This window comes from Rhizobium sp. KNZ14-9A, from assembly GCF_056755015.1.
Map to the genome: position 1 here is coordinate 152,334 of NZ_JBPGXB010000001.1, position 14,556 is coordinate 166,889.

Genomic DNA, 14,556 nt, shown 5'->3' on the forward strand with positions numbered 1-14,556 from the left:
GGTTCACATCCGTTCAAGGCGAACGCGCCGCCTCTCAGGTGCGCGCGAATTCTAGCAGCGGCGCGATATCATGGTTGTCGGCTGCGCGAAGGACTGTAACGTAGCGAGCGCGCAGTTCGCCAACATCGGCCAGACTGCCGCCGCCCCAACTGAAACGCTCGCCGCCAAGGCGTTCGATCAGAAGATCGGTCGCCAATCGAGCGTGACGGCCGTTTCCATTCGGAAACGGGTGTATTGCGACCAGGCGATGGTGGAACCTGATCGCTATCTCGTCCGACGGAAATGTCTCATGTTCAACCCAATAGCCGACGTCTCTTAACACGCTCGCGAGCTCCACTCCGATACGGTAGGCTTGGACGCCGATGTTGCGCTCCGTCGTTCGGAAGGTGCCGGCCCATTCCCAGACGTCGCCAAACATCCGCTTGTGCAGTGTTCGCATGAAGTCCTCGCTGAGCATTCGCTCAAGCGATACGCGCCGGCGACCGCGCGCCCAGGCTGCACCCTCGACGATGTTTTCCTGCTCCGCCTCGTTGAGATCACGGGGGTGCGTGATCCATGTCTGAAGCAGTCCCTCTCGCGCTTGCGGTTCAAGGGTGTTGCGTCCTCAGGCTCCTGAAACAGGTCCGTCATGTCTCGTTCCAGAGGTCGCGCTCGGAGAGTTTATCGCGGATATATGCCTGGACGCGGGATTCGAAGTCCGCCTCGTCCGTGCCTTGAGCTTCGAGCCGCATCGTATGCGCGACGCGCTGAAGCTCACGCGTTGCGATTTTCCGCGCGCGCCTCGATGACAGTCTCAAGCGAACTGTTTGGAACGAGGGCGTAGACGAGGGTGCAATCCAGCGCCTCAGCTGCGCGACGTAAGGTATTGAGTTGGATCGTGCCTGCGGCTTCCGACTTCTCTATGGCTTCTACGGTTTGAGGTCGCACGCCAATGCGTGTGCCGAGCTGCGCGCCCGTCATTCCGAGCGCGTCGCGTAGTGCGCGCACCCATCCCTTCGGCGGCGCCGTGAACCGGTCGATCGGGTGGAGCGCTCGAAGTCGTTCATCAAGGCGCAGGCGCCCCCTCGGGTGCCCACTTAGTGTCTTCGTTCGAGAAGATCCTCTGAAACGAGGCGACGATAAAACGAACTTGTCGGACGGGTCTTCTGCCCGTCCGACGTGTGAGAAGGCGCCAAGAGCTCGCTCGGCTCAAGCATTGCCGTTTCGGCAAGGAAAGAGCCGAAAATCGGCGCTTCTTAAGAACGCTCTAGTTTGTCATAGTTTGCTGAAGGCGCCGTCCAGAGCGCTATGAGGCGAAGAACATGGCTTACGTAATTACCGAACCCTGCATCGATACGAAGGATGGAGCCTGCACGGTCGCCTGTCCGGTCGATTGCATCTATGAGGGGGAAGGATGTTCTACATCCAGCCGGAGGAATGCATCAATTGCGGACTCTGCCTTTCTGTGTGCCCAGTCGACGCTATCTTGTGGGACGAGGAAATCCCAACGGACCGGCTGTTCCTGCGCGACGTCAATCGCGATTTCTTTGCCGATAACGTCACCGGATGGGGCGCCCCCGGTGGTTGGGATAAGAGCCGCGTCACCAGCCTCGATCATCCTTTCGTGGCAGCCTATCGCAGCCGATCGAAAGCAGAATCCGATAGAATGGGAGCAGCTTTTTCATGACGCAAACCCGGATTGCTGGCGTGATCGCCGCCGTGCCGACACCAATCGATGGCCATGGTGATATCGATGGTGACGCGTTCCTCGAGCATGCGCGCTGGTGCCTGAGCAATGGCTGTGACTTCCTCAATGTGCTTGGGACGACCGGCGAAGCAAACTCGCTTTCCGCCGCCAAACGCAGCGCCTTGATGACGACGGCGGCGCAAGGGCTGGATGGCAGCAGACTTATGGTCGGTACCGGCACGCCAGATCTTGAAACGACCGTCGCCCTGACGCGCCGGGCTTTCGATCTCGGATTTGCGGCCGCGCTCGTGCTGCCGCCCTATTATTACAAACCTCTCGAAGAGGATGGCCTTTTCGCATGGTTTGCCGAATTGGTGAGAATGACCGCTGAAACGCCGATCGCGATTTACCTCTATAATTTCCCGCAATTGACGGGCATCGAGTTCTCCCCGGCCCTAGCGGCTCGGCTTGCTCAAGCCTTTCCGGAGCGGATCCATGGGTCTAAGGACAGCTCTGGCAACCTTGCCTATGCGCGGGAACTCGCCAAGATCGCCGGCTTTCGTGTCTTTCCGAGCAGCGAAACGGCGCTTGCCGATGCCGGGCGTGACGGTTATGCCGGCTGCATCTCCGCAACAGTCAATATCGATCCGCGCTCGTCGCAGCGTCTCTGGCACGACCAGGAAAATGCAGGCCTTCTCGACCATGTCGGCAGCTTGCGGCAAACGATCGCCGCCAATCCCCTCATTCCGGCAGTCAAATACCTCGTCGGCAAACGCGCCGGTAATGCGGTCTGGAACTGCGTCCTGCTTCCACAATTGCCGATAACCGACCCAAAGAAGCTCGAAGGTCTCAGCGCTTTGCGAATTGGCGCGCGGGTCGACGCATGTTCTGCTTTGGCCCGGCTTCACTCGATGCCGGGCCAAGTCGCATAATAAGCGCGGGTGGCCGCCGACAAGGCACTGACGAGAGGGCGTTGCCTTTCAAGCCTCGGCAAATCGGCTTTCGCCTGGGCGAGCAGCTCCGACAGCGCGGCATCAAAATCCATGCCCGTCAGTTTCCCGTCCCGCACGACCTCCTGACCTGCCACGAATAGCCCTCTGGCAAATTCGCCACGCATGCGGGTCAAGAGGACTTCCGCCTCATCGACATCGTCGAACAGTGAATCGGCAATCAGTGCCTGGTAATCGACAATGGTGAAATCCTGCACATCTGACGCATTGATGATCTGACGGCCGACCTTGATTGCCGCATCGAAGAGCATTTGCGCCGTGAACTGTTGGGTCAGGCCTCGCCCGCCGTGCAGGAGATAGAGAAGCCGCATCTCGCGCCAGAGATCCTGATCGTCGTCCAATCCGGTACCATCCAGGCCGATTGCAAAGGCTGGGCCACCGCGCGCAATCGTCGATGCGATGGGCGCGACGCCCGAGCGCAGACGCAGATTGGCCGTGGGATTGCTGACGACCTGTACGCCGCGGTCGGCAAGCAGCTCCAGCTCATCGGGGCGCAACTGAACGCCATGAGCAACGGCAAGCCTTGGTGAGAGGAAGCCAATCTTGTCGAGGTAGGTAACGACACCTTCGGGAAAGCGGCGGTCGAGCCAAGCGCGTTGGCGCGGGCTCTCGAGCAGATGCATGTGGATGCGTCGATCATGGCGCGAGGAAGCTTCGGCAATCGCCTCCAGAAGCGCGTTCGAACACCATTGTGGCCCGATCGGACCATACTGCACATCGACGAGCAGATTGGTATTGGCGGCGGCGACAGTCTCGACGGCATCAAGCTGTGCGTGAATGGGCGCATAGTTCGGAATCGTGCCGGCGAGCGCATTCCAATCGCCTTCGGAGAGAAACGGGCGCAATCGCTGTGGGCCGCCATCATAGGCCCAGGCATCGCGGTCGAGCAGTGGGCAGGAGAGGCCAAGCCGAATGCCGACATCGCCTGCGGCCCGCATGACAGCGCTCGCCTCATCGACCAGACGATCGACGTTGAGAGAGTTGTGGCAATGCATCGTCGCGCCGACGCCGGTTCTGGCAAGTCGGCCGAAGGCGACAAGCGCTTCGAGATAGGCATCCGTTCGTGGCCGCAGCCTGAGGCCCGGTATCCACACTTCCAAAGCGTCGTCGGCTGCACCGAAATCAAGGGTGCGGATGCCGTAGCCATGGTCGTGAGCATTGACAGGTGACGGCATGATCAGATCGCCGGGCAGCGCAGTCACAGCGCCGAGCGATGGCAGGTCTGTCAATCTCTCGGCGTGCGTGGCCGGGCCATAGCCGGGACATTTTAACAGGCGAATCTTCTTCATGCTTTTCTCATCTGCTGACGATGGCTCTCAAATTCTCGCCGAACCTGCGCAGCTCGGTATTGAGCAGCTCGATGACCGCCTGGCTGGCATGGGTCAGATGCCGGTCGCGCGGCACGAAAATACCGATATCCACTGCGCTGAGCTTGAAATCCCGGATCGGGATGGCAACGATTTCGCCCGTCTGGATTTCCGGCCAGAGTCCAACCGGAGTAAAAAAGCCAATGCCGTCACCCGACATGATCAATGGCTTGAGGAGGATTGGATTGTTGGATGCGACCAAGGTTCGTCCCACCCGATTGAGCCCTGCAAGTTCGACCGCTATCGCCGAACTGACGACTTCGCTGTCGAGCGCCAGAAGCAGCTTATACTGGGCGCATTCTGGCAACGTCACCGATTTCGCCCGCGCCAATGGGTGCGACGAAGCGACCATGGCCATGAAGGCTGTGCGGATCGAGCCGACGAGCTTCAGGTCATGTGGTGTCGCAAGATCAAAGCTGATGCCGATATCAATGTCACCAGCGGCCATGAAATGGAAAATATTGTTGTAGGCTCCCGCTCGGACGCGAAAGTCCACCGCAGGATGCAGCTTGTGAAACCTCTTTATGAAATCAGGAAGAAACGTGACGAGCAGGCTATCGAGGGCGGCGATATGGACGCGGCCGGTATTCTTTCCTTGGAGGTCGCCGAGATTGGACTTCATGACCTCGAAGTCCTGCAGCGTCTCCTTGGCATGGCGCAGCACGATCTCGCCGGCTGATGTCAGCCGCAAGCCGTCGGAGAAGCGCTCGAACAGCGGCGTGCCGAGCTCATCTTCCAATTTCTTGATCTGACGGCTAACAGCGGAGGTTGCAACGTGCAATTCCTCGGATGCCTTTCGGATCGATCCGGAACGTGCGACCTCGGCAAAATACTTCAGAATGCTGGCATGCATGAAAAGCCCTCGGCAATCTCGAAGCTATAACATGCCTATCTGCCCTGCCAAACGGGCGCCCGCTTCTCGCGGAAGGCAGCCACACCCTCCATGGCGTCCTCGCTTTTCAACGCCTTGATCAGGGCGGGCGTCCGCAGCGCCTGCGCTTCTGCCGGGCTCAAATGAGCGGTGCGATTCACCGTCTGCTTGATGGCGCGCAGCGACAGCGGTGCACAGGCAACGATATCCGCAGCCCAGCGATCGACGGCGGCGTCAAGGTCCGCAGCCGGCACCACTTCGTTGACGATGCCGTAGTCAGCCATTTCGAGCGCGCTGAATTGCCGTCCGGTCAGCATGACGGCCATGGCGCGATTGAAAGCGATCTTGCGCTGCAGCAGGATCATGCCGCCATCGAGCGGCATGCGGCCGACGCGCGCTTCCGGCAGGCCGAAGCGTGCCGTCTCCACCGCAATGACGATATCGCAGCCGAGCACCATCTCGAAACCGCCGCCCAGCGCGTAGCCGTTGACGCGGGCGATGACGGGCACGTCGAGCGAGCGACGGAAGGCGAGACCGCCAAAGCCGTTTTCCCGGCCGACGGTCCAGTAATCGACGCCGGAACTGCCGCTGCCGCCCTTGAGGTCGGCGCCTGCACAAAAAGCCTTTTCGCCCGAGCCTGTCAGAACGACGCAGTTGATATCGTCGCGCTTCTCGATCTCCGTCCAGATCGACTCAAGTTCGGCTTCCGTCTCGGCATCGACTGCGTTCATCCGGTCGGGCCGGTCGAGCGTCACGCGGGCGACGCGATCTCCTACGGTGAAGGAGACGCTCATGCTGCGTCTCCCTGCACCTCGGAAAGCGAAGCCAGAATTTCGTCATTGTGCTGGCCGAGCTGCGGCGGAGAAATTCGCACAGTCACCTGCGCGGCCGACATGTCGATCGGCGAGCCGATCAGGCGGATCGGACCGGCTGCCGTCTCGCCTGCCTCGAGAATCATCTTGTTGATGATCGTCTGCTCGTCTTTCAGCGCCTCGGGGAGCGAGCGCACCGGCGCGCAGAGGATGTCCACGCCTTCCAGCCGCGCGATCCAGTGCGCGGTGCTGTTCTTGGCGAAACTTTCGCGGAAGATCGCCTGCAGTTCCGGCCGTCGCGCCATCTGCGCATCGAAATCCTTGTAGTGCGGATATTGCGAGAGGTCTTCGATCTCAAGCGCTTCGCAAATATCGCGCAAGGGGTTCGGCTTGAACGCGCCGACCATGACGATCGCGCTGTCTGTCGTCTCGAAGACGCCTGTTAGCGGGAAGGCGCCCCAGTTCAGGTCCTTCTGGCGCATCAGATGCGTCGTGCCTTCCTGCATCTGCATGGCGATCATGGAGTTGTAGAGGCTGACGGCGACCTGCTGTCCTTCGCCGGTCTTGTCGCGTTGCAGCAGGGCGAGCAGGATGCCCTGGACGAGATGCATGCCGGCCGAATAATCGGCAAGCGGGGTGGCATAGATCGAGGTCGGGTGGCTGTTGTCCGACTTGCGGCGCATAACGCCAGAAACGGCCTGTGCCAGCACATCCTGGCCACCCTTGTGCTGATAGGGTCCAGTCAGCCCGAAGCCGGTGCCGACGGCATAGATCAGACGTGGATTGATCTTCTTCAGGTCTTCGTAGCCAAAGCCCATGCGCTCCATCACGCCAGGCCGGAAGTTGTTGACGACCACGTCAGCCGTCTCAAGCAGCGCCTGGACGGTCTTGCGGGCGCTAGGCTCTTTCAGATCGAGTGCCAGGCTCTTCTTGTTGCGGTTGAGCGAGCAGAAGACCGGATTGTTGAGCCCGTCCGGATCGGAGCCGAGTGACCAGCGCGAGAGATCGCCGATCTTCACCTTTTCGATCTTGATGACTTCCGCACCATAGTCGGCCAGCACCTGCGTACAGGAGGGGCCGAGCATGACCTGTGTGAAGTCGATCACGCGGATTCCGTCGAGTGGCAAAGTCGTCATTCTGCAGCCTCCAAGTATGTCGCGTTTTCCGAAGGGATATCGCCGGGGTCAGCGCCCTGGGCCCGCATCTGCTTCTGAATTGCCCGGATATCTGCCTTGCGAACGGTCGTCCCGGCATTGAGGGCGACGGTTGCGGCGACACCCGCCGCTTCGCCCATTGCCATGCAGGGAGGGATTTCGCGGCTGGATTTCTGCGCCTGTGGTGTTGCCGAATAGTGCCGGCCGGCAACGATCAGCTGGTCGACCTCTCTGGGCAACATCGCGCGGTAGGGCGTGTAGTAATCGCGGCCGCGGCAGACCGTGTCGGCAAAATGCCGGCGGGTCATGACGTCGTCCTTCGTCACGACATAGTCTCCCTGCAGCAGCCGCGTCTGGCGCACGCCCGTCTGCGGCGCGAAATCGACGACATAGGCATTCTCGAAGCCCGGCATCTTTTCCCGCGCGAAATCGAGCAGTTTCGCGATCCTTGAGCGGCCTTCCATCTCCGCCTTGGTCAAATCCTCGACCTTCAGGCCGCTCAAGGTCGGCATATGCGGGCAGTTCAGCCAGACGACGCCGGGGAGCGGCGTCTTCAGCCACCAGAAGGACCAGCAACCGCCGATAAGCCGCTTGGCTTCGTGATCGAGCGCCTTGAAGGCTTCCGGCTCCTGCTGTTCGAAACGTTCTGCCGCTTCGGTATCGACCCCGCCCCAGCGCGACACCGTCGTCAGGATGAAGTTGGAGTCGACATGAGACGCGCCGGCACTTGCGGCGACATCGAGATCGCCCGTCGTATCGATGACGACATCGCCGAGGATTGCCTGCATGCCTTCCTTGGTCTGGCAGAGGACGCCCTTGATCGTTCCGCCCTCGACGATTGCCGAGGAGAACCAGCTGTGTGTTCTGAGCTTGATCTTCGCCTCGGCGATCATGTCATAGGCGGCGCGCTTGAAGGCGTCGGGATCGAAGGCGGCGGAAAAGCAGATCGGATGTGGCATCGCTTGAGTGTGGAAGTCGAAGAGGCCCCATCGCGCCCAGCGCTGCCAGGCCTCCGGCGTATCGCGGAATTCGATCAGGCGATCACGGTCGCTCGGCGTCACGCAGAGCCCCCAGCGCTTCATGCGCTCGATCATCTCCATACAGATGCCGCGCACCGTGATTTCGAGCTCGTTGATCATATCGTCGAGCACGAGCACCATGCCGCCGGCGGCAAGCCCGCCGACATAGGGATAGCGTTCGACAAGTGTGACGCTGGCGCCGTTGCGTGCGGCCGAGACGGCTGCGGCAATCCCTGCCGGGCCACCGCCGACCACGACGACATCCGAGCGATCGACGACACGGATATCCCGTGCAGGCTGATGAATAACCTGTTCCATTGGTGTTCCTCGATGTTTTCTTAAGGCTTCAGTGTTGTCCGGCCGGCTTCCACCGGATCATCTTTGCTTCTGCGACGGAGACGATAAAGAAGAGGATCACAGCAAGCAGGGCGGCGATGACGACCGTTGCGTAAAGCAGTGGCGAGCGGAAATTGTAGGTCGCCTCGATGATGAGTGCGCCGAGCCCGAAGCTGGAGCCGATCCATTCCGCGACGATCGCGCCCATGACACTGCTCGTTGCGGCAATCTTCAGTGCGGCGAACAGGAATGGCAACGAGCTTGGCAGACGGACCTTCCAGAGGATCTCCGAATTGTTGGCCGAAAGCACCCGCATCAGGTCCAGCATTGCGGGGCTGGCGGAGCGAAGTCCCTGCACCATGTTGACCAACGTCGGGAAGAAGCAGATGAGGCCGGCGATGATGATCTTCGGAGCGATTCCATTGCCGAAGATCAGGACCAGGATCGGCGCAAGCGCGATGATCGGGATCGCCTTGACGAAGACCGCGATCGGATAGAAGGCCTTCTCGGCCGTCGCGCTGTGGACGAACCAGATCGCCAGCAGGATGGCGACAAGATTGCCGAAGACGAAGCCGAGGACAGCTTCCAGCACCGTCGGCAGGACGTTTCGCGTCAGTGTCGTGGCATTGTCGCGAAAGGCATAGAGAACATCAAGTGGGCTCGGCGCCATGAAGGTCGGGATCTTGAAGATCCAGATGACCGCCTGCCAGAGCACGATGCAGCCGAATGCCGCAAGGATCGCCGGCATGTGCGAGGAGAAAACGCCGACGGTTGCGTCGAGGATGGCAACCTTACGCGGCGTCTTGGCCACGCGACTGAAGTCAGAGTGCACGGCGTTGCTCATATGCATTCCTCCAGCAGCGCGCGCAGATGCGCGGTCACCTTGATGAAGTCGACCGTGTCGCGCATCGCAAGGGCGCGGGGGTAGGGAAGATCGACTTTCATGAATTCTTTCACGCGGCCGGGATGGGCCTGCAGCATAAGCACGTGCTGGCCGAGAAAGACTGCCTCCGGGATCGAATGGGTTACGAAGACGATAGTGGTGCCCGTCTCGCGCCAGATGCGTAAGAGTTCCTCGTTGAGCTTGTCACGGGTGATTTCGTCAAGAGCGCCGAATGGCTCGTCCATCAAAAGGATGCGCGGCTTGGTTACCAGGGCACGGGCGATGGCGACCCGCTGGCGCATGCCACCCGACAATTCATGCGGAAGAGCATTTTCGCGCCCCTTGAGGCCGACGAGTGCCAGCAGCTCCATGGGATCGGCATAGGCGCTCTTGTCATGCTTGCCGACTTCCAGCGGCAGGCGAACGTTGTCGATGACGCTCCGCCACGGCAGAAGCGTTGCCTCCTGAAAGACGAAGGCGAAGTCGCGCCCCTGGCGTGCGTCGCGCGGCGGCCGGCCGAATACCGAGACCAAACCGTCGCTGATATGGACGAGATCGGCGATGCATCGCAGCAAGGTCGACTTGCCGCACCCGGACGGGCCGAGCATCGTGACGAACGATCCCTCTGGAATGTCGACAGAGACCTTGGAGAGGGCAGTGAATTCATTGCCCTTGTTGCCGAAACGAATATCCAGATCACGAATGGAGACGGCAAGTCGTGCCATTTCGGCTGTTGCCATCGGCTGTGGCTGCTTGATGGTGGCGGCGTTCATCATGACGTTCACCCGATTTGTTTGCGGATTTCGGTTGTCGCGTCGAGGATCGCCATGCTAGCGACGTCGTCTACGGTCGGTGTGGCACCTGCAAATTGCTTGAGATCGGCATAGGCTTTGATCTGTGCCGCCCAATTGTCCTTGTTCATTGCGCCCCAACCGGTCTCTTTGGTGCTATCCCCAAAGGAGAAATCGATGACAGGGTGAACAGCCTCCAGCTCGCTTGCCTTATCGAGGTTGGGATAAGCGTCGACCAGCATATCAACGGCTTCTTCCGGATGGTCGCGCACATACCCCCAGCCCTTGGCCGCGGCCGTCGTGAAGCGGACCAGCACGTCGGCGTGTTTATCCAGCTGTTCGTCGGTCGTGTAATAAACGTTGGCATAAAGCTTCAGCCCGGCGTCCCACAGCATCATGTCGACGCGCTCGTCGCCAAGCACCTTCAGGGCGTTGGTGTTCGTGACCCAGCCGGTGACGGCATCGGCCTGCCCCGTCATCAACTGGTTCATGTCCGAACCCATGTTGACCATCTTCACCTTGTCTTCGGGAATGCCGTTCTGGGCCAGCAGCGCGCGCAAAAGGATGAAAGCCGTCGGTTGCGTCGCGATCGTCTTGCCTATCATGTCCTTTGGCTCGCGGATCGGCGACTTCTTCAGGGAGAAATACGCAAATGGATGCTTGCGATATCCGGCAAGGAACGCCTTGACCGGCATGCCTGCCGACCGCGCGAGCATGACGGACGGGCTTGAGGAAATTTGGCCGATCGTGGATTGACCTGCCGCAACGCCGGCGACGCCATCGACATTCGGACCGCCGGGGACGATGGTGAGATTGATGCCCTGCTCGGTGAAAAAGCCCTTCTTCTGGGCGGCGACCTCACCGATAAGGCCGTTCGAGGCTAGCCAGCCGAGCTGCATGCGAACTTCGGCAACATCGGCCGCCTTGCCGGCGCGGATCCCGATAAAGGTCTGGGTTGCAGCGAGGCCGCCAACCAAGGCGGCATTGGATAGAAAACGGCGGCGATTCATCATGAATTGAGACATGCTGATAGTTCCCCTGTTGATTGGGCGATCGGACTTTTCGTCTCGTTATCCACCAATTGCCGGATGATGGGGGAATCTCGCGTTCTAATAAAGAACAATTATGCGCATTCTATATTGCCAAAAAGGCAACGATACCTGCCATTCGTTTTAGTTGATGCCGGTGCGGAGATGCGGGGGAGCGGAAAGATATGGACATAAAGATATGCGCTTGCGCGCGGTCTTTCGGGGCACGGCCCAGGACTGGAGGCGACCGCTCCACCTGGCATGGGGGAAGGTCTCTCTGAAACGCGCGACGGTCATCTGGTCGAACGTAAAGGAAACCGTCTCCTGTGGTGGCCGTCTGCCTCATCCTGTTCCTGGTGCTCATAGGCCGTGGATGGAAAACGATCCGCCTGCTGTCGGATCTCGCCTACAGCGGGTCTTCATTGGAAAAAATTGCACTTTCCGTGCGCCGCGGGACGCCAGAGGCGCCCGCTGACATCTCAGTTGCAAAAACCGCGTTTCATCTGACTGAGACGGCCGGGAAAAATCTGTGTAACCAGTAGCGCAACGATTGATCGCTATGATTTGCTGAGGACGACGATGTAGCACGAAAAACAACGACTGAACTGCGTCCTCTTCCTTGTGGCAGGATCAGGTCTTGTCACAATCGCGCGCGCCACGACGCTCTCGTTCCTTGCCATCAAGCTGCAACAGTCATTCGGTCTTGGCCCGGCCATGATTGGTGCGCTCCTGGGGATCGGCCCCCTGGTGGGTGCCGTCGCGGCTCCTTTCGCGGGCTCGCTGTCGGATAGGGTGGGGCGCAAGACCGTGCTGACGCTTACCTACATTGGGACTGGATGTGAGGGGCCATTCTGGGCCATTCGAGACGGCAACTTCGTCGCCTTCGACGGGGCGGCGTATCGGGTCCAGATGGAGAATGTCACCCTTGAGGATATCGGTTCGCATCGCGTTTCCATGTCCTCGCCATTGCCAAAAGGGAACCTTGTTACGACATTCTTGCTCAAGCACGATGATACAGTCGCCATAATCGAAGGCATTCGCCCGGTTCCAGATTTCACGCCTGAGCAATGGGCATCGGCTGATGGCGCTCAGATGCGACAAGCGTCAGAGACATTAAGAGCGAGCCCCTCATTGGTTTTATGCCCGGCTTCGAAAAGCTAGAGTAGGACTGCAATTGGCGCGATGCAGTCGTCCCCGCCTCGCAAGACAGTTCGAAACGCCTAAAGCATCTTGATCAAGTGCGCCCGGGACCCCCGCTACCCACAAGCAAAGCCAGATTGAGGGTCTCTTGCCGTGGAATTATGCCTCACTGTGATATCTGCCAGGCCGATAAAAGCCCCTGCGGGAATGATCCAGGGGCTTCGAAGACTGCCGCCATGAGTGTGGACGGCAGCTTCGCCAATAGCGGCAGCGCAGACACGATGCTGGGCGGTTGTGACTCGCTCTGCAGTTCTATCAGGCCCGAAGTGGCTCTCTTCGGACTGATGATAGCCCTGCTTTCACTTAATGTCGGCCGAATGCGCGTATGCTGCTTTCAGAAAGGTTTTGGATGACCGACAGAGTTGCGGCGCTCAGGTTGTTGGTCGAGGAGACATGACCGAATAGATGTTTTCAAAAGGCGGCGGGCCAACAATCGTGGAGCCCCCATTTTTGGCCGATTCTGCGATAGCGGCCAGATCGCCACCATCCATTGAACCGATGAGCCTGAACGCTTCTTCCATATGACCGGGGGAGAAAATGATAAGCATTCGGACTCGGCTGTCGGAGATATTGCACCAGGCATGGGGAGTTCCCCTCTTTACCGTTGCAGAATCCCCGGTCGACAGAGTCGAGCTCTCGTCACCATTGGTGAGATGAACGTTGCCTTCGAGAACGATGAAGTGTTCCTCCTCGTTGGCATGCGTGTGCACCGGTACACCGTTACGCAACTCGGCAGTCACCTCGATCATCGTATACAGGCCTCCCGTCTCCTTGACGGAGGTACGGATCGTAAATTTCTCTCCGGGGGTTACCTCCCACCATTCATTGAGATCAGTGGTGCTTTTCGACAGCGTATTTACCAAAGTTTTCATGCGTATTGCCCTTCGATTATTGCATGCCTGTGCGTCAGGCTAACTTTGCTTGAAGGCTCCGCGTTGTATGTTGGTTACAGTACTCGTCCCTCAGGTTTCCATTGTAACCTCTGTCCAAACAAGATTAGAGCGACGAAGCCAGAAAGTGGCGTGTGGGGAGAACGCCGCCTACAGAAAAGAGCGCTTTCGTCTCGGATATCGTGGGAAGGGCCCTGAAGGAAAGCTGAAGCTGGGAAGATGTCACCACCGGGAGACCACAAGAAGCGGTCTTCCGCATTCCGGCGGTTTTCTCGGAGGACTAACGGTGTCTCTGACGAGCAAAATCTCAGATTATGACAGTCGCTGGCCGTCTATGTTCCTTGCAGAAAAACAGCGGATTGCGGGCAGCTTCGGCGCTGAGGTTGCTGCGATTTATCATGTAGGCAGCACTGCGGTTCCTGGACTTTCTGCAAAGCCGGAAATCATCTTGGTCGAAGTCTCCCGCCCGGATGTGTCAAGAGTCGGGGCGTGAATTTCAAAAAATAAACAGGATTCACTTCCTCCGATATCGGCGTAAAATCCGTTCTCGCATCTCAGAAATAATTGGTTCGAACCTGCGCGGCACGCCCGCGCGGAAACCGAAGGAGTATGTCATGCGCATAAGCCGCCGCCAGTTCGTTTCAGGTTCCGCAATCGCCGCCATGGGTGCTGCCGTTCCGCTTGCTGATACTACCACTGGAAATGATGGCCCGCTCGCCGAGCAAGAGGACATCAAGGTCATGCTCGATATCATGGAGCGACAGATCGCCAAAATTCGCGAGAACATCGCCGAGAGCGAAGCAGAGCCGATCAAATCCGCCCAGACCGTGAAAATGGAAGCCTGTGTTTTCCATCACCGCGCGCATGCCCTCGCGAAAAGAGCGGATATCGTGCGGAGGCTTGCCCTTGGACAAACTCTTGCCGAGCAGCGGGATGAATATTTGCGTGCGCAAGGAGCACAGACATGGCGGCCTATCCAGAGCCCATACCTCGCAGGAACCTCTTCACGAATGGAGACGCCGAGGCCTGGGAAGTTCAGGTTCACATGCTCCGCTACGTCATGAGCCCGCTACGAATCGCGCAGATTGACTATGGCATCGACCCGATCATCCGGACGCGTGGATGGCGTTTTCCTGGGCGCACGGCATCGAGCTGACGTTCCCCCATGCGGATGCGGTGACCATGATCAAGGTCGCTTTCCGGGATGCGGGACAGTCAAAAAGGATTGACGCATGAAGATTGTAAAAACCGGTGAAGATGCCTTTCGGATGGAAATGGAAAAGACCGACGCGCGGGAGAGCCAGATCGAGAGCAGCATCCGCACCATCACCAGCATGCTGACCTATATCCAGGAGCATGGTTTCAGTCCGGAAGTGCGGGCGCAGGATAGGGCGGGATACTGGCGGTACGCCGAGGTCGAACGCTCGCTCGGATTGATCAGAGACGCGGCGGTTACGGCGCTTTTGCATATCAAGTTTCTGGATTTTCCCGAGGATGGCAGACCACCCGACAGGTCCGGTGTCCAGTAA

General features: G+C 59.3%; 15 protein-coding genes and 3 pseudogenes. 7 read left to right on the plus strand and 11 right to left on the minus strand.

Features of this window, described 5'->3' with window-relative positions; translation table 11 throughout:
- Positions 1–34: 34 nt before the first annotated feature.
- Both ACR9ZQ_RS00705 and ACR9ZQ_RS00710 read right to left on the minus strand, forming a co-directional pair.
- A pseudogene (locus tag ACR9ZQ_RS00705) lies at positions 35–630 on the minus strand (mobile mystery protein B).
- Positions 627–1,056 (minus strand): annotated as a pseudogene (locus tag ACR9ZQ_RS00710) (mobile mystery protein A). Before ACR9ZQ_RS00710 ends, ACR9ZQ_RS00705 begins: the two co-directional pseudogenes overlap by 4 nt.
- A 245-nt stretch (positions 1,057–1,301) precedes the next feature.
- Here ACR9ZQ_RS00710 and fdxA point away from each other — a divergent pair.
- Positions 1,302–1,666, plus strand: a pseudogene (fdxA, locus tag ACR9ZQ_RS00715) (ferredoxin).
- Positions 1,663–2,598: a dihydrodipicolinate synthase family protein gene (locus ACR9ZQ_RS00720; RefSeq protein ID WP_481426562.1), complete on the plus strand. Its 936-nt coding sequence runs from the start codon at positions 1,663–1,665 to the stop codon at positions 2,596–2,598. The pseudogene fdxA and the gene ACR9ZQ_RS00720 overlap by 4 nt, the downstream one beginning before the upstream one ends.
- Here ACR9ZQ_RS00720 and ACR9ZQ_RS00725 read toward each other — a convergent pair.
- The 8 genes from ACR9ZQ_RS00725 to ACR9ZQ_RS00760 are packed head-to-tail and all read right to left on the minus strand — an operon-like array spanning position 2,571 to position 10,934.
- Entirely contained in the window at positions 2,571–3,965 is a 1,395-nt protein-coding gene (locus ACR9ZQ_RS00725) for an amidohydrolase family protein (RefSeq protein WP_481426563.1), read from the minus strand. The two genes, ACR9ZQ_RS00720 and ACR9ZQ_RS00725, sit on opposite strands and share 28 nt — an antisense overlap.
- Positions 3,966–3,972: 7 nt before the next feature.
- Complete coding sequence (locus ACR9ZQ_RS00730) at positions 3,973–4,896, minus strand: LysR family transcriptional regulator (RefSeq protein ID WP_310384022.1); 924 nt, start codon at positions 4,894–4,896, stop codon at positions 3,973–3,975.
- A 35-nt stretch (positions 4,897–4,931) separates the two neighbouring features.
- Entirely contained in the window at positions 4,932–5,708 is a 777-nt protein-coding gene (locus tag ACR9ZQ_RS00735) for an enoyl-CoA hydratase-related protein (protein WP_481426564.1), read from the minus strand.
- On the minus strand, positions 5,705–6,862 hold the full coding sequence (locus ACR9ZQ_RS00740; RefSeq protein WP_481426565.1) for a CaiB/BaiF CoA transferase family protein: 1,158 nt from the start codon (positions 6,860–6,862) through the stop codon (positions 5,705–5,707). The genes ACR9ZQ_RS00735 and ACR9ZQ_RS00740 overlap by 4 nt, the downstream gene beginning before the upstream one ends.
- Positions 6,859–8,217, minus strand: coding sequence for an FAD-dependent oxidoreductase (locus ACR9ZQ_RS00745; protein ID WP_310384030.1), 1,359 nt, complete (start codon positions 8,215–8,217; stop codon positions 6,859–6,861). The genes ACR9ZQ_RS00740 and ACR9ZQ_RS00745 overlap by 4 nt, the downstream gene beginning before the upstream one ends.
- Positions 8,218–8,245: 28 nt before the next feature.
- Entirely contained in the window at positions 8,246–9,079 is an 834-nt protein-coding gene (locus ACR9ZQ_RS00750; protein ID WP_481426566.1) for an ABC transporter permease, read from the minus strand.
- On the minus strand, positions 9,076–9,894 hold the full coding sequence (locus tag ACR9ZQ_RS00755; protein ID WP_310384034.1) for an ABC transporter ATP-binding protein: 819 nt from the start codon (positions 9,892–9,894) through the stop codon (positions 9,076–9,078). Before ACR9ZQ_RS00755 ends, ACR9ZQ_RS00750 begins: the two co-directional genes overlap by 4 nt.
- Before the next feature lie 5 nt (positions 9,895–9,899).
- Complete coding sequence (locus ACR9ZQ_RS00760) at positions 9,900–10,934, minus strand: ABC transporter substrate-binding protein (RefSeq protein WP_481426567.1); 1,035 nt, start codon at positions 10,932–10,934, stop codon at positions 9,900–9,902.
- 329 nt (positions 10,935–11,263) lie between these two features.
- Between ACR9ZQ_RS00760 and ACR9ZQ_RS00765 the strand changes: the two genes are divergently transcribed.
- Entirely contained in the window at positions 11,264–11,479 is a 216-nt protein-coding gene (locus ACR9ZQ_RS00765; protein ID WP_481426568.1) for a hypothetical protein, read from the plus strand.
- A gap of 79 nt (positions 11,480–11,558) precedes the next feature.
- Positions 11,559–12,098 carry an MFS transporter gene (locus ACR9ZQ_RS00770; protein WP_481426569.1) on the plus strand — a complete coding sequence of 180 codons (540 nt, stop codon included), beginning with the start codon at positions 11,559–11,561 and terminating at the stop codon, positions 12,096–12,098.
- Positions 12,099–12,508: 410 nt separating this feature from the next.
- On the opposite strand, the gene ACR9ZQ_RS00775 is transcribed toward ACR9ZQ_RS00770, so the two are convergent.
- Positions 12,509–13,009, minus strand: a complete 501-nt coding sequence (locus ACR9ZQ_RS00775) for a cupin domain-containing protein (RefSeq protein ID WP_481426570.1) — start codon at positions 13,007–13,009, stop codon at positions 12,509–12,511.
- A 304-nt stretch (positions 13,010–13,313) separates the two neighbouring features.
- Here ACR9ZQ_RS00775 and ACR9ZQ_RS00780 point away from each other — a divergent pair, with 304 nt between their 5' ends.
- From ACR9ZQ_RS00780 to ACR9ZQ_RS00790, 3 genes are all read left to right on the plus strand, one after another.
- A complete protein-coding gene (locus ACR9ZQ_RS00780; protein ID WP_481426571.1) occupies positions 13,314–13,520 on the plus strand; it encodes a GrpB family protein in 207 nt (68 codons plus the stop codon).
- A gap of 121 nt (positions 13,521–13,641) precedes the next feature.
- Entirely contained in the window at positions 13,642–14,091 is a 450-nt protein-coding gene (locus ACR9ZQ_RS00785; RefSeq protein WP_481426572.1) for a hypothetical protein, read from the plus strand.
- 168 nt (positions 14,092–14,259) lie between these two features.
- Positions 14,260–14,556, plus strand: a complete 297-nt coding sequence (locus tag ACR9ZQ_RS00790; protein WP_481426573.1) for a hypothetical protein — start codon at positions 14,260–14,262, stop codon at positions 14,554–14,556.

What these genes read in the sequence shown, in the direction of transcription:
- ACR9ZQ_RS00720 (WP_481426562.1), top strand. Translation starts at nt 1,663, where the DNA reads ATGACGCAAACCCGGATTGCTGGCGTGATCGCCGCCGTGCCGACACCA.
- ACR9ZQ_RS00725 (WP_481426563.1), bottom strand. Translation starts at nt 3,965, where the DNA reads ATGAAGAAGATTCGCCTGTTAAAATGTCCCGGCTATGGCCCGGCCACG.
- ACR9ZQ_RS00730 (WP_310384022.1), bottom strand. Translation starts at nt 4,896, where the DNA reads ATGCATGCCAGCATTCTGAAGTATTTTGCCGAGGTCGCACGTTCCGGA.
- ACR9ZQ_RS00735 (WP_481426564.1), bottom strand. Translation starts at nt 5,708, where the DNA reads ATGAGCGTCTCCTTCACCGTAGGAGATCGCGTCGCCCGCGTGACGCTC.
- ACR9ZQ_RS00740 (WP_481426565.1), bottom strand. Translation starts at nt 6,862, where the DNA reads ATGACGACTTTGCCACTCGACGGAATCCGCGTGATCGACTTCACACAG.
- ACR9ZQ_RS00745 (WP_310384030.1), bottom strand. Translation starts at nt 8,217, where the DNA reads ATGGAACAGGTTATTCATCAGCCTGCACGGGATATCCGTGTCGTCGAT.
- ACR9ZQ_RS00750 (WP_481426566.1), bottom strand. Translation starts at nt 9,079, where the DNA reads ATGAGCAACGCCGTGCACTCTGACTTCAGTCGCGTGGCCAAGACGCCG.
- ACR9ZQ_RS00755 (WP_310384034.1), bottom strand. Translation starts at nt 9,894, where the DNA reads ATGATGAACGCCGCCACCATCAAGCAGCCACAGCCGATGGCAACAGCC.
- ACR9ZQ_RS00760 (WP_481426567.1), bottom strand. Translation starts at nt 10,934, where the DNA reads ATGTCTCAATTCATGATGAATCGCCGCCGTTTTCTATCCAATGCCGCC.
- ACR9ZQ_RS00775 (WP_481426570.1), bottom strand. Translation starts at nt 13,009, where the DNA reads ATGAAAACTTTGGTAAATACGCTGTCGAAAAGCACCACTGATCTCAAT.
- ACR9ZQ_RS00785 (WP_481426572.1), top strand. Translation starts at nt 13,642, where the DNA reads ATGCGCATAAGCCGCCGCCAGTTCGTTTCAGGTTCCGCAATCGCCGCC.
- ACR9ZQ_RS00790 (WP_481426573.1), top strand. Translation starts at nt 14,260, where the DNA reads ATGAAGATTGTAAAAACCGGTGAAGATGCCTTTCGGATGGAAATGGAA.